The following is a 12,650-nucleotide window of genomic DNA, read 5'->3' as shown; positions in this document are numbered from 1 at the left end:
CTCGCGGTAAGAGGTGGTCCGAACGAGCCGACTGTCAAAATCAAACGTATTGCCCGCCTATCGATCGGCCCGTCGCGCCGTGTTCCGATCGTTCCTCATCTTGAGGTCTTTCATGACACGTTGCCCTTCCTGCCGGGCCCGCGATTTCCGTCCAACCGAGAGATGTCAGGCGCTGGGTCGACCAAACGCCCTCGAATGCAGCCACTGCGGCCTCATCGCCGAAAGGGGTGCGCTTCAGGCCGATGCGAATGGGTCGGATGGCGCCTCGCTCGCGCGTTCGTCCGCATGGATCGCCGGCGAGGTCCGCAGCGTCCTTGCCGAACGGCTTGAGGACGAAGTCTTCGCCCTCTCAGCGGACGATCCGGTTTTTCTGGAAAGCTATGCCCTTCGCACGCTCGCACTCTCGAAGACCCTAGCGGCGATCCCCGCCGATGCGGCCCAGTGGAACGCGCTCAAAGCACCCTACACGAAGCTTCCTGCCCAAGCGAAACTCGTTCCCTTGGGGGACATCGAACCCGTACCGGTTTCGGTCATAATCCTCTGCCGCCCTGGTGATGTGAGCGCGCTGACGAGCCTCGTCGAAAGGCTGGCGCCCTGTTTTGCGGATATCGTTCTCTTGATCGATGGCGAGGCGATCGCTCCCGGAATGACCCAACCGGGTGGCCCGCGTCTCGCCGCCCGCCCCCTCGCCGGCCATTTCGCCGCCCAGCGCAATGCCGGCCAGGATCTGGCGCTTTATGACTGGGTGCTGCAGCTCGACGCCGACGAAGAGCTCGCCCAATCAGCCCTTGGATCGGTCGGGCATGTGGCGGCCTATGCCGATCAGGCCGGCACCCTCTCGGTCGGCCTCTTGCGAGAGAACCGCGTCGACAGGCGTCTCTCCGATCTCTTCCCGGATGTCCAATACCGGCTTAACCGGAAAGCCGTGCGCTATGCCGGAGCGGTGCATGAGCGCCCCGACCTCCCGCGCGGCTGGCGGGACAGTATGATCGCGCCGAATCTCGTCATCGAGCATCGCCTGTCGCGCGCCCATGTGGAGGCCCGCTCGAAGGCCTATGAGGCGATGTCGCCGGGCCATGGTCGCACCTTCGAGGCCGGCGACCTTCTGCGGCCCTATCGTCCGTGACGTTTCCTCCAGGCGCTCGCCGCGCTGTAGAGTGCGAGCGTTTCGGCCGCTAGGCTCCTGCGGCTGAAGCGTCCGGCGGCGGCCAGTGCATGCTGGTGGAGGTCGAGGCGAAGGGCGGGATCGCGGATTGCACGCCGAAGCATCTCGGCAAGGGCCGTGCCGCTCGCCTCTTGCGCCAGAAGGCCCGCGCCGCTTGCCCCGACGACCTCACGCGCGGACGGATCGACCGCAAGGCCGATGACGGGCCGGCCAAAGGCGAGCGCTTCCTGATAGACGAGCCCGAAAGACTCGTAGCGCGACGGCGCGACGACGAGATCCGCCTGTCGATAGGCCTCGTCGAGAGCACGATCAGAGAGCCGACCCAGCATATCGACATGACGCTTTGCCGCCGAACCGAGCCCTGCGATGTGCTCGGCTTCGATCCCGACCAGCCGTAGGCGAAAGTCCGGTAGTGCGCCGGACGCGACGTCCTTGCTCAGGATCTCGATCGCGGAGAGGAGGCAGTCGAAGCCTTTTCGCTCTTCGGCCCGCCCCACGAAGAGCAGTTCGACGGGCTCGCCTTCGTTGCGATCACGATGGGGATAGGCCGCACCGGCGGCCCGCGCCAGCCGCTCGGGCGGCAGCGAAAGCCCGATCACCGCCCGCGGCGTCTCGCGATTCAGTTCATAGAGACGGCTGACCGTCTCGCCATGGGGTGCGGTGTTGAAGATATGGCCATGAGATCGGCGCGCGCTTGACGCCTCCAGCCTGCAGGCGAACCGGCCATCGATCCGGTTCCGAAGTGACCCGGACAAGGCGCCGGTTGAGGCGCCGGGCGTCGAATGGCGCGTGACGAAGGTGAGATCGGGCAGTCGCCGCGCCAGCGCGCCCGGCGCGTACCAATTGGTCGCCTCCAAGCAATCGAAAGGATCGGCTTTGTGATCGGGAGCGATCGCCTCCATGAACCAGCGGGGGGCGACGAGATGGCCAAGCGCCATGCGCCGCCGCAGCCATCCGCTGATCATCGCCCTCTTGGGCAAAGCCCCGACGATCGTCACGCCGTTCTCCACCCTGCGGTCGCTGCGATCGAGCGTATAGACGGTGACGTCGACATCGGCTTCCGTGAGGCTCTCGGCGATCTCGCGCGCCGCGACGGCAAGCCCCGAGGCACTCGGCGGATAATCCCATGCGATCAGCGCAGTCCGCCGGATCGTCATCGGGCGAGAAGCCTGCGATAGATCGCGAGATAATCCTCCGCCATACGCCTTGCCGTGAAACGGGCCTCGAAGCGCGCCCGGATCGCGGCGCGATCAAGCCCGCCGATCCGTTTCAACGCCTCTGTCGCCTCCCCTTCCGTCTCGACGATGAACCCCGTCACGCCGTCCTCGAGGATTTCGGGCACCGCGCCGCGATTGAAGGCGATGACCGGCGTGCCGCAGGCCATCGCCTCGATCATCACAAGACCGAATGGCTCCGGCCAGTCGATCGGGAAAAGCAGCGCTTCGGCAGAGCCGAGAAGCGCCTGCTTGCCTTCATCGTCGATTGCTCCGAGATGTTTGGCGTCGCGGCCGATCAGGGGCTCGACCCTTTCGCGGAAATAGGTGGGATTGCCCACATCGACGGCGCCCGCAAGCTTGATCGGCATGGCCGCGCCTTGGGCGATCCGGATCGCCGCATCCGGCTGTTTCTGGTCGGTCATCCGACCGATGAAGGCGGCATATCCCCCGCCGCCCTTTCCGAGCCGATAGCGCGAAGCGTCGAGGCCGTGATGGACGACACCGGCCCGGTTCGCTGGCGGGACACCTTCCAACTGGCTGTTCGAGATGCCCGCCACCGGCAGGTCGGGAAAGGCCGCGAAGAAGAGCTGCCGATCGAGCTCGTCGACCCGCCAGTGAATGGTGGTGAGCGACTGAGGTCGCCGCTCGCCGAGTAGCGCGGCGTGGACGAATTCGCCATGACAATGGACGATGTCGAAACTCTCGAGCTGCTTGCGAAGCGCCTCCATCTGCACGGCTTCGAGCACTTGGGGGATCGACGGCGGCACCGCGCCATATCGCGCTTCCAAAGCCGATAGGCTCGGCAGGTCGCCAATGCGCACAGTGTCGCATTCGGAATCGGATGGCGCGAACAACGTCACATCCACATTCAGCGATTCCAACGCCTTGCAGAGATCGTGAACGATGCGCTCCGTCCCGCCCGACAGGCCCGGCGGCGTGGGAAAGATGTTAGGGGCGACTTGAGCAACTCGAAGCGGTTTCATCGGCAGCCATATGGGCCTGAAAGCAGAATTGGTACTGCTCCCAAACGAAAAGAAAGCGCGTCATGTTCATCGTACACGTCGCTCTCCAAGGTTGCCTGAAAGCCCGGGATGTCGAATACGGCATGACGCCCGACACCGGTGGTCACATCAAATATCTTCTGGAGTTGGTCGAGGCTCAGGCCAAGAATCCCGCGATCGATCGGATCGTCATCGCGACGCGAGCCTTCGACAGCGTTTACGGCCCCGAATACCACGCCGGCCTCGAGCGGATCGCCCCCAAGGTCGAAATTTTGCGCATCGCCACCGACCAGCCGGGTTATCTGGCGAAAGAGGAGATGTGGACCGAAGCACCGCGCCTTGCCGAAGGGCTCGGCAATTGGCTGGACACGCAAGCCGACCGGCCCGACATCCTCCATGCCCATTACGCCGATGCCGCAACCGTGGCGGCTGTGATCCGAAAGCGCTTCGGCATTCCCTTCGTCTTCACGGCCCATTCTCTCGGTCGCGTGAAATTCCAGACCGTTCGAGGGCGTGAACTTGCGCCAGACGCCTGTGCCTCGCTCGATCGTCGCATCGAAGTCGAGGAAGCGGCCTTCAAGACAGCCGATCTCGTCGTCGCCTCCTCGCGCGACGAGGCGGAAGTCCAATATGCATCCTATCGCAGTTACGATCCCGGCAAGATCCGCATCGTCGAGCCCGGCAGCGATCTCGGCCTCTATCGGTCCGCTGAGCCGATCGCCCGTGTCGACGAGATGATCGCCCCGTTCTTGCGCGATCCCGACAAACCGGCAATCCTCGCGATTGCGAGACCCGTCGCCAAGAAGAACCTTCCGATGCTCGTCGAGGCTTTCGGTCGCGATGCGTGGCTCAAGGAAAATGCCAATCTGATCATCGTCGCCGGCACACGCCGGGACATCGACGATCTCGATCCCGAGCTTGCCGGCGAAATGCGCCGCATCTTGGATGCCATCGACCGGCACGATCTCTATGGCAAGGTTGCGCTCCCGAAATCCCATCGCCCGAGCGACGTTCCGGCGATCTACGCTTTCGCGAGGGCCAGACGCGGCGTCTTCGCCAATCCGGCGCTGAACGAGCCCTTCGGTCTGACGCTTCTCGAAGCGGCGGCGAGCGGCCTACCGGTGGTTGCGACCGATAGCGGCGGTCCGAACGACATCGTCGAGCGTTGCGGCAACGGACGGCTCGTCAATCCGCAGAACCCCGACGCCATTGCCGAGGCTTGCCGCGATATCCTGAAGGATCGCGAGCTTTGGCAGGACCATTCGACGAAGGGTTTGGAGGCGGTGTCGATCTATGACTGGCAGAGCCATGCCGAGCGTTGCCGGCGGCTTTCGTCGCGGCTCGTGGCCCCGGCCATCAGAAGGGCGGGTCGAGGGGTCCGCCAGCTCCTCGTCTGCGATATCGATAACACGCTCACCGGCTCGCTTCCCTCCATCCGGGCGTTCCGTCACTGGCACGAGGGTGAGACCGAGCTGTCCTTCGCCGTTGCGACCGGCCGCTCCTTCCACAGCGCGCTCTCAATTCTGGAACAACAGGACGCGCCGAACCCCGAAATCATCATCTCCTCGGTCGGCTCCGAGATCTATTGGCTCGACGAGAACGGACTCACCTATCGGCGCGACGAGGCCTGGAGCCGGAGGATCGCGAGAGGCTGGCAAAGACGCGCGCTGGCTGAGGCCCTCGACGGCTTCGAGGCGATCGTTCCGCAAGGGGCGCTCGAACAGCGCGAGTTCAAGCTCAGCTATCTCGCCGAAGGCGACCGATCGATCGTGCCACGGCTGCGGACATATCTGAAATCCAAGGGCCTTGCCGCCTCGATCATCCACAGCCATGGCCGCTATCTCGACATTCTGCCCGTCGCCGCCTCGAAGGGCGCGGCGATCGCCCATCTCAAACGTCGTTTGACGCTGGCCGACGAGAACGTATTCGCCGCCGGCGACAGCGGCAACGATATCGAGATGCTGCGCTCTGTGCCGCAATCGATCATCGTCGCCAATTATTCGGATGGCTTGGCGAACCGGGCCGATCTGGCCCATTCCTATGTGGCGCGAAACCGCCATGCCCTCGGCATTATCGAAGGCGTCAAACATTTCCGCAACCGGACCCTTCGGGCGGGCATCCATTGAGCCTCAGCGTCCTGACCCTCGTGCGCGGGCGCCGCGCCCATCTCGTCAATCTGATGCAAAGCCTCTCCGCGCAAACGCGGCGTCCCGACGAACTGGTCATCGCCTTCATGCAGGAGACGATCGAGCCGGACCTGCCGGCGATCGGCCTGCCGGTCCGCGCCCTGACCGTGACCGGCCAAGCCCTGCCGCTCGCAAAGGCCAGAAATCGCGCGGCGGCGGCGGCGAAGGGCGATACGCTCGTCTTTCTCGACGTCGATTGCATCGCCAGCCCGACCCTCGTCGAGAACTTCGAGCGAGCGAGCGCCTCTGAGCACGGCCTGTTTCTGGGCGAGGTTCTCTATCTGCCGGAGGGCGCCGTGACGAATCCGCTCGACACCGCGAGCCTCGATGCCGTCGGCATCGCCCATCCCTCAAAGCCGGGAATGCCGGCGACAGGCTGGCGCCGAGAACCGGACGCGGGCGAATTCTGGGGTCTGTCCTTTGCCCTTCGAAAGTCTTTATGGAACCGGCTTGGCGGAATGGACGAACGCTTTGTCGGCTATGGCGGCGAGGAAACCGATCTAGCGGCCCGTCTCGACAAGTCCGGAATCCCGGTCTGGTGGACGGCAGGAGCCCGCGCCTATCACCAGCACCACACGGTCCATATCCCACCGCTCAACCATTTCGGCTCGATCATCCGCAATGCGCGGCGCTTTCACGAAAAACATGGGCGATGGTGCATGACCTACTGGCTCGGTCAGCTTGCCGAGACGGGCCTGATCGAGTGGTCGCAAGAGGCTGGCGACATTGTCTGCCTGCGCGAGCCGGATGCGGAGATGATCGCGGCGGCCCGCCAGCCGGGCCATGTCCGCTTCAGCTGACGAGAGAGCCACAAGCTTTATCCGTCATTCATCCCAAAGCTCGTCGGTGAGGCGCTCCAGCCAGCCCGCTGCCTTTGTGGCTGCGTCCGGATCGTAGAGCGTTGCGATCCGTGCCGTATCAAGGCGGCGCGCCTCGTTCATCAGCGCCTGCCAGTTCGGAATATCGCCGGGCCAGCGAGGAGCAAGGACTGCGGCGTCGAGCGCGGCCAGGGCTTCGGCCTTGCGCGCCTGTTCGCCGAAATAGCGCCATTCCGGCATGACGACGAAAGGTCGGCCGACGCGGGCGATCTCGGTCACCGTATTGTCGCCGGCCGAGGCGATGACGATATCGGCGGCGGCCAAGTGATCGGTTACGTTCGGGACCCAGCCGAGCTCCTTGAGATTGGCGAAATTGGTCTCGTGACCCTCTTTCAGCGTCGGTCCGAGGACCAGCCATTCGGCATCGGGGAGCGCCCGCGCCCCAACGGTGAGCGGCGCATAGGGCGTCCCGGCGCCGCCGCCCCCGGTCAGGACGACGACGATCTCACGGTTCTGGTCGAGGCCCAATTTCGCGCGTGCCTCTTCCCGGCTGAGGACGGGATCGCGGGTGGTGCAGAGCCCGCCGGAATAGAAGGTCTTAGCCTTCAGATGCGCTGGATAGTCGGCCTGTTCTAGTCGCTCGTCGAAAGGCGCGAGCATTCCGACGCTCGATTCGTAACTTCCCAGATGCCCGACATCGGAGCGGTCGCCATGCATGCGGATCTGGGCGGCGGGCACGGAGGCGATGCGCGACATCAGCGCGATTTCGGACGAGACGTCGACGACGAAGAGCCCCACCCCGCGATCGTCGAGATGATCGAGGATCATGCGCATGGTGGCGCGCATCTCCTTCAGGCCGAGTGGAACGCAATGGAGGACCGAGGGCGTCGGCTCGGCATAAAGGCGCGAGGTCGGAACGCTGGCGCCGATCATGTTCGGCAAGGCGACGAGTTCGATATCGCGGGAAAAGCCGTCGAACAGATGCGGCCCGGCTGTGATGACGGAGACGGGACGTGCCTTCGAAAACGCCTCGACCATCGCCATGGTCCGGTTGGCGTGGCCGCGGCCCTGATGATGGACGAAGAAGGCAATGGGTTTCATAGGACCTCTGAGCGGCGGTCGGGCGAATGCTTGTCCCGTCGCCTCTTTGCGATGTGACGGGCTTTGGCGGACACGCGAAAACCGGTCGATGAGATTGGTCCCGACAGTTAGGGCCGGCCCAGCGCCAGAACGCGGAGACCGGGTCGCGGCAACGCAAAGATTTCGGCTCAGCCCTGGTCCAGCGGATGGATAAGGAGCCGGCCTTCGTCCCGCAGTGTCTCGAAGAAAGCGCGCTCGGCCACCCAGCGATGGCCCGGCCAGCCATCGAAGCCGAAGCCGGTCGCGACGATCGGCAGATCGAAGTTTTCCAGTGCCCAGAGGAGCGCGATTAGCCCAGTCGAGGGCGCCGCCATGCCCCGTTCGGGTCGCTCATAGCCGATGACCCGGCAGGCTTTGAGAAACAGCTCCGGCGGCAGGATGCCGACGCGCTTGCCGGCGCCGCGCAGCATCAGGGTCATCGCGTGCGCCATATTGACGGCGTCGGGCTCGTGGCGCTCGGCTTCCGTCAAGGGCGGCCTGTAGAGATCGTCCTTGGCCGGGTGGATCGGCAACAGGATATCATCGGCGCCCCGAACCGCCGCGCCTTCGGTCAATTGGGCATTGCCGAGCCATTCCCGGGCCTGCCCGCCGCAATTGATCAGGAAGAGATGGGTCGTTCGCGCGCCATTGACCCCGCCGAAGCCGAAGGCATTGTTGAACCGGACAACCACCTCCGCCCCGTCGATCGCCCGCGAGCGATCCTCCGCGACCGGCGCGTTGCCGATCAGCCAGACGGCCGGTTCGAGCTTTGAAGGCGGGGGGTCGGTTTGGTCGGTCGTCATGGGCGCCCAAATCTGCTCGCGTCTGGCGCTGCCTCGCCCGCAAATCCGGCCCGGCAGCGAAATTCAGGACGCCTGGTCTTTCGAGGGATCGTCCGAGCGGCCTCTCTGTGAGGAGATTCGAGGGCAGCGGCGGCCTCGCTGCCATCCCCAGCAGATGCAAACCGGCGCGGGAGCTGTCCCGCGCCGGTTTTTCGTCTCATGGTCTGACGCGGGGCCTTACTCGCCCTTGCGCTCGATCGAGAGCGGGTCGCGCGAAGCGCCGATCGAAGGCTGCGAAGAGCCGCCCATGATCTGGGCGAGAACGTCGTCGGCCGACGAAGACTTGCCGCCGATGCCGGCTTCGAGAAGCTGGCGATCGAGGTCCGAGCCCGATTCCAGGGCCGCGAGTTCGGCGCCGGCCTCGATCCGCCCGCGCGTGTCGTCCTGGCGCTTGCGAATGCGCTCCAGCGAGTCCATCGCATTGCCGAGCTTGGAATTGACGCCCGATTGGGAGTGCGCGATCGCCGACTGCGCCTTGATCAGCGACTCGTTGGCCTTCACGTTCTCCACCTCGCGCCGCATCTGCTGCAAGCGGTGCTCGGTGTCCTGGACGGCCCGCATCATCTGCTGCTGGCTCGTCTGCATGCGCTCATATTCGCCTTCGTCGCGCTGGATGTCGCCGCGAAGCTTGGAGATCCGCTCGGCGAGCCCCCGGGCAAGATCCTCGCGGCCGGCCTGCATGGCGGCCCGAGCCGATTCCATGTCGCGGGCCTCCTTCTCCTTCGCCTCGGCGATGCGCCGCGCCAGCTGCTTGGCCGAGGCCATGATGCCGGCGAGATCAGAGCGCGCCTTACGCAGGGAATTCTCGGCGTCGCGAATCTCCTGGTCGAGAATGCGCAGGGCCTGCGTATCGGCCGCAGCCTCCGCCGCCTCGTTGACGCCGCCGCGCACGGCGGTGAACAGCTTGCCCCAAACGCTCATTGGCCGAACTCCCCGTTCTTCCATTCCTCGATCATATTGGCCGCATCCACCGCATTGGCGGCGAGAACGGCCACTTCCTCGACCATCGCATGTTCGCTCGAATGGGCCGAGAGCGAGCCGAACAGCTCATACCATTCTTCGCCGTCGATCGTGACGATGCCGAAGGTCGAGAGCGGTACCAGCTTATGGGTCGCAAGGATCATCCGGTCGAAGGCCTCGCGGCGCGGAATGTCGTTCGCGCGAGTGAGAATCACGCTCGCCAGCACCTGATCGCCGGAGGCGGTGATCAGGACGTCGAGGTCACCTTTTTCCTTCAAGATGACCCGAATCACCTCGGTGCCTTCGACAATCTCCACATCGACATCGCCGAGCTCTTCCGGATCGGATGCGAAAAGCTCCGTCAGACTGGCCAGATTCCAGGGTTCCACAGGGGTTTCTCTCCTCATTGGGACAATGACGTGGCGCCCGGTTTTACATCGGGCCTATTCCTATGTTCAATCGAAGCTGGCCGGTTCGCCCGACTGATCGATAAAGCTCGTTCGAGACGCGCAAAGGGAATGCGATGCCCGTCTTTTCCAGGGTTCTGCGCCGTGCCTATGTGGCGCTTGCCGAGCTCACCTGGAGCGCCCTTCTCCTTATGCTGGTCGCTCATTTCCTCGTGAGCTGGCTCCTTCTCGCTCTCGCCGGAGAGAGCGCCCTGACGGATGACGCGGTCGGCTTCGTCTATTATTACATGGTGACGGCGACGACGGTCGGCTATGGCGATCTGTCGCCTTCGAGCGATGCCGGCCGGCTGATCACCGCTTTGTGGATTCTGCCAGGGGCGATCGCGATCTTCACCGCAACGCTCGGCAAGCTTCTGTCGGGTATCAGCGAGGTCTGGAGGCGGAAGATGAAAGGTCTCGGCGACTATCATGGGCGCGAAGGCCATCTCGTCGTGCTCGGCTGGCAGGACGGAACGAGCCGCGCCATGCTCGAACTCGTCGCGGGCGAGCGCACAGAGGACGAGCCGCTGCCCGTCTTGATCGCCAAGTCGATCGAGGACAATCCGATGCCCGGCGAGATCGACTTCGTCAAAGCGCAGCGGCTTGCCGATCCTCAGGCTTTGGAGCGCGCCGGCGCGAAAGGCGCTCGCTCGATCGTGGTGCGCGGGGAAAACGACGACGAAACGCTCGCCGCCGCCCTCGTCGCGACGACGGTCTGTCCCTCTAGCCATGTGGTCGCCCATTTCGAATATCAGGCGACCGCCGACATCCTGTCGCGTCAGGCCGAACGCGTTGAGACGATCACCTCGCTCTCCTCCGAGCTTCTGGTGCGCTCGGCCCGCGATCCGGGTTCGTCCAAGGTCGCCAAGCTGCTTCTCTCGGCCGCCTCCGCCGACACCGCCTACTCCATCAAAGTGCCGGAACGGGCCGGGCCATTCACCTATGAGCAAGCGTTGACCGGTCTGCGCAAGGGCTATCGCGCGACCCTGGTCGGCATCGGGCAGAACGGCACGGTCGATCTCAATTGTCTCGACGACGTCACGATTTCGTCCGGCGACACCCTCTATTACATCTGCGATCACCGCCTCGATGGGGCGAGTTTCGATTGGTCCAAGCTCAACGGAGCGCCCCGATGATCTTTTCCTCGCTGTTCGGCAAGAAGGATAGCGGCGCCGATCTGCCGGCCGAACGCGGCCCGCTCGGCGTGCCCATCGGCGGCGCCATCGAGATCGATCTCCTTTCGGTGGAGGCCGACGCGGCGGGCGCCGAACCCGGCATGGCGCTGCCCGAGGGTGGCACTTTCATCTGCGTTGCCTTCGGCGAAGCCCGGCTCGACGGCAACACCGTTCTGTCGCGCTACTATGACGACAATGATCGCCTCTTGCAGATCCTATCGGCCACCGGACGCCCGGGTGATGCCATCGAGGACATCTCCATCTATCACCCTTGGGACAGCGTTGTGCCGGCCGGCCATGGCGAATGGGAGCGCTGGACCGGCCGCTCGGGCCTTATCGGCCAGCCGCGCTACGACGCCGACGGCATTCTCTTCAACCGCTATTGGGGCGAGGGCGAGGAGCGCGCCGATCTGGTCGAATTCGTCGAGGACGTGACCGACGGCCAGGACCGACGCTCGATCCATCAGACCTGCATGCTCTATGCGCGCCCGCTCGGCCGAACCCAGGAAATGCTGCTCATCAATATCGAGCGCGATCTCGCTCAGCGGACCTCGCGCGAAGGCGGCTCGATCGAATTCATGCTGGGCTACGGCCTTGGCCCGGCCGATGTCAGGCGCATCTGAAACCGCGCGGAAGGCCGGGGTCACCATCATTTCGTGAAAGAGCGGCCGGCGCCTTCGAGGCGAGCCGCCGGAGGGAGTTGAAGACACCATGTTCGGTTACGTTGCGGGCCTGCCGGCCTTTCTCGCCTATTTCGTCCTCGGCCTTGTCTTCTACGGGGTCTTCGCGCTCGTCTATTCCGCGCTGACGCCGCAAAAGGAGATGACGCTGATCCGAGCCGGCAACATGGCGGCGGTCACCGCCTATCTCGGCTCGATCCTCGGCTTCGGCATCGTGCTCGCTTCGGCCGCCGCCAATTCCGTCTCCGTCGTCGATTTCATCATCTGGTCGATCATCGGCGTCCTGGCTCAGATTCTCGCCTTCTTCATCGCGTCTTTGACCATGACCAAGCTGCATGAGCGGATCACCAATGGCGAGATCTCGGCCGGTGTCTGGAATGCGGGCATCTCGCTCGCCGTCGGCCTGCTCAATGCCGCCTGCATGACCTATTGAGGACGAGAGGAGGAGACGAGACATGCGCCAGAGAAAACTTGGGCGACGCCCGCTTCTCGCCCTCGGCACGATCGCGGCGACGTCCGCGATCCTCACCGGCTGCGGCGACGACCAGCCCACCGAAGTGGTCTTCGACAATCCGACCGAATGCGCCGCGAGCGGGGTCGACCTGCAGATCTGCCAGGCCGAATATCAGCGCGCGCTCCAGGCCCATCTGCAGAGCGCGCCGCACTTCAACAGCCAGGCGGCCTGCGAACAGGAATATGGCGACGGGCGGTGCCTCTCCTCCCAGTCGGTGGCGGCCGCCGATGGCAGCACCAATGCCGGCAGCGATACGGGCTCCTTCTTCATCCCCTTCATGACCGGCTATCTGGTCTCCTCCGCCATCGGCAATCTGGCGAGCTATGGCGCCTATCGCAATTATGTGGGCGGCCCCAATTACAGCTATTCCCGGCCGATCTACCGGACGCGCTCCGGCGACATGGTGACAAGCGGGATCTCCAACGGCCAGCGCGTCTCCCGCCCGGTCAACGTCAATACGAGGACGGTGTCGCGCTCGGGCTTCGGCGGGCGCTCCTCCTCGCGCGGCTTCTTCGGGGGCTGACGGC

13 protein-coding genes are annotated in these 12,650 nt (G+C 64.6%); 7 read left to right on the top strand and 6 right to left on the bottom strand.

Translation table 11 applies throughout. The annotated features are described in order from the left end of the window. The first annotated feature begins 112 nt into the window (after positions 1 to 112). Complete coding sequence (locus B9A15_RS13195) at positions 113 to 1,126, top strand: glycosyltransferase family protein (protein ID WP_244556942.1); 1,014 nt, start codon at positions 113 to 115, stop codon at positions 1,124 to 1,126. Here the strand turns inward: B9A15_RS13195 and B9A15_RS13190 are convergent. Beyond that, positions 1,114 to 2,322, bottom strand: a complete 1,209-nt coding sequence (locus tag B9A15_RS13190; RefSeq protein WP_084410552.1) for a glycosyltransferase family 4 protein — start codon at positions 2,320 to 2,322, stop codon at positions 1,114 to 1,116. The genes B9A15_RS13195 and B9A15_RS13190 overlap by 13 nt on opposite strands. Further along, entirely contained in the window at positions 2,319 to 3,365 is a 1,047-nt protein-coding gene (locus B9A15_RS13185) for a glycosyltransferase family 4 protein (protein ID WP_084410551.1), read from the bottom strand. The genes B9A15_RS13190 and B9A15_RS13185 overlap by 4 nt, the downstream gene beginning before the upstream one ends. 62 nt (positions 3,366 to 3,427) lie before the next feature. Between B9A15_RS13185 and B9A15_RS13180 the strand changes: the two genes are divergently transcribed. Then, the gene (locus B9A15_RS13180; RefSeq protein ID WP_084410550.1) at positions 3,428 to 5,509 is read left to right on the top strand and encodes an HAD-IIB family hydrolase; all 2,082 of its coding nucleotides are present in this window, start codon (positions 3,428 to 3,430) and stop codon (positions 5,507 to 5,509) included. Next, positions 5,506 to 6,369, top strand: a complete 864-nt coding sequence (locus tag B9A15_RS13175; RefSeq protein ID WP_139798372.1) for a glycosyltransferase family 2 protein — start codon at positions 5,506 to 5,508, stop codon at positions 6,367 to 6,369. Before B9A15_RS13180 ends, B9A15_RS13175 begins: the two co-directional genes overlap by 4 nt. A 24-nt stretch (positions 6,370 to 6,393) precedes the next feature. Here the strand turns inward: B9A15_RS13175 and B9A15_RS13170 are convergent, their stop codons facing one another. The 4 genes from B9A15_RS13170 to B9A15_RS13155 form a co-directional block, all read right to left on the bottom strand. After that, positions 6,394 to 7,488 carry a glycosyltransferase gene (locus B9A15_RS13170; protein WP_084410549.1) on the bottom strand — a complete coding sequence of 365 codons (1,095 nt, stop codon included), beginning with the start codon at positions 7,486 to 7,488 and terminating at the stop codon, positions 6,394 to 6,396. A 167-nt stretch (positions 7,489 to 7,655) separates the two neighbouring features. Next, a complete protein-coding gene (locus B9A15_RS13165; protein WP_084410548.1) occupies positions 7,656 to 8,309 on the bottom strand; it encodes a glycosyltransferase family 29 protein in 654 nt (217 codons plus the stop codon). A 216-nt stretch (positions 8,310 to 8,525) separates the two neighbouring features. After that, the gene (locus B9A15_RS13160; RefSeq protein WP_084410547.1) at positions 8,526 to 9,269 is read right to left on the bottom strand and encodes a PspA/IM30 family protein; all 744 of its coding nucleotides are present in this window, start codon (positions 9,267 to 9,269) and stop codon (positions 8,526 to 8,528) included. Beyond that, positions 9,266 to 9,697, bottom strand: coding sequence for a YjfI family protein (locus tag B9A15_RS13155; protein WP_084410546.1), 432 nt, complete (start codon positions 9,695 to 9,697; stop codon positions 9,266 to 9,268). Before B9A15_RS13155 ends, B9A15_RS13160 begins: the two co-directional genes overlap by 4 nt. Positions 9,698 to 9,831: 134 nt before the next feature. Between B9A15_RS13155 and B9A15_RS13150 the strand changes: the two genes are divergently transcribed. The 4 genes from B9A15_RS13150 (at position 9,832) to B9A15_RS13135 (ending at position 12,646) form a co-directional block, all read left to right on the top strand. Then, positions 9,832 to 10,890, top strand: a complete 1,059-nt coding sequence (locus B9A15_RS13150) for a potassium channel family protein (RefSeq protein ID WP_084410545.1) — start codon at positions 9,832 to 9,834, stop codon at positions 10,888 to 10,890. Further along, the gene (locus B9A15_RS13145) at positions 10,887 to 11,552 is read left to right on the top strand and encodes a DUF2491 family protein (RefSeq protein ID WP_084410544.1); all 666 of its coding nucleotides are present in this window, start codon (positions 10,887 to 10,889) and stop codon (positions 11,550 to 11,552) included. The genes B9A15_RS13150 and B9A15_RS13145 overlap by 4 nt, the downstream gene beginning before the upstream one ends. A gap of 88 nt (positions 11,553 to 11,640) precedes the next feature. Next, on the top strand, positions 11,641 to 12,042 hold the full coding sequence (locus tag B9A15_RS13140; RefSeq protein ID WP_084410543.1) for a DUF350 domain-containing protein: 402 nt from the start codon (positions 11,641 to 11,643) through the stop codon (positions 12,040 to 12,042). A gap of 22 nt (positions 12,043 to 12,064) precedes the next feature. After that, positions 12,065 to 12,646, top strand: a complete 582-nt coding sequence (locus tag B9A15_RS13135; protein WP_084410542.1) for a DUF1190 domain-containing protein — start codon at positions 12,065 to 12,067, stop codon at positions 12,644 to 12,646. Positions 12,647 to 12,650: the final 4 nt, after the last annotated feature.

It is taken from the genome of Fulvimarina manganoxydans, from assembly GCF_900176465.1.
Classification (GTDB): Bacteria; Pseudomonadota; Alphaproteobacteria; order Rhizobiales; family Rhizobiaceae; genus Fulvimarina; species Fulvimarina manganoxydans.
Note: the sequence above shows the minus strand (reverse complement) of the source record. Positions and strands in the feature narration are given on the sequence as shown.

What these genes read in the sequence shown, in the direction of transcription:
- B9A15_RS13160 (WP_084410547.1), bottom strand. Translation starts at nt 9,269, where the DNA reads ATGAGCGTTTGGGGCAAGCTGTTCACCGCCGTGCGCGGCGGCGTCAAC.
- B9A15_RS13195 (WP_244556942.1), top strand. Translation starts at nt 113, where the DNA reads ATGACACGTTGCCCTTCCTGCCGGGCCCGCGATTTCCGTCCAACCGAG.
- B9A15_RS13165 (WP_084410548.1), bottom strand. Translation starts at nt 8,309, where the DNA reads ATGACGACCGACCAAACCGACCCCCCGCCTTCAAAGCTCGAACCGGCC.
- B9A15_RS13135 (WP_084410542.1), top strand. Translation starts at nt 12,065, where the DNA reads ATGCGCCAGAGAAAACTTGGGCGACGCCCGCTTCTCGCCCTCGGCACG.
- B9A15_RS13145 (WP_084410544.1), top strand. Translation starts at nt 10,887, where the DNA reads ATGATCTTTTCCTCGCTGTTCGGCAAGAAGGATAGCGGCGCCGATCTG.
- B9A15_RS13140 (WP_084410543.1), top strand. Translation starts at nt 11,641, where the DNA reads ATGTTCGGTTACGTTGCGGGCCTGCCGGCCTTTCTCGCCTATTTCGTC.
- B9A15_RS13190 (WP_084410552.1), bottom strand. Translation starts at nt 2,322, where the DNA reads ATGACGATCCGGCGGACTGCGCTGATCGCATGGGATTATCCGCCGAGT.
- B9A15_RS13150 (WP_084410545.1), top strand. Translation starts at nt 9,832, where the DNA reads ATGCCCGTCTTTTCCAGGGTTCTGCGCCGTGCCTATGTGGCGCTTGCC.
- B9A15_RS13185 (WP_084410551.1), bottom strand. Translation starts at nt 3,365, where the DNA reads ATGAAACCGCTTCGAGTTGCTCAAGTCGCCCCTAACATCTTTCCCACG.
- B9A15_RS13180 (WP_084410550.1), top strand. Translation starts at nt 3,428, where the DNA reads ATGTTCATCGTACACGTCGCTCTCCAAGGTTGCCTGAAAGCCCGGGAT.
- B9A15_RS13170 (WP_084410549.1), bottom strand. Translation starts at nt 7,488, where the DNA reads ATGAAACCCATTGCCTTCTTCGTCCATCATCAGGGCCGCGGCCACGCC.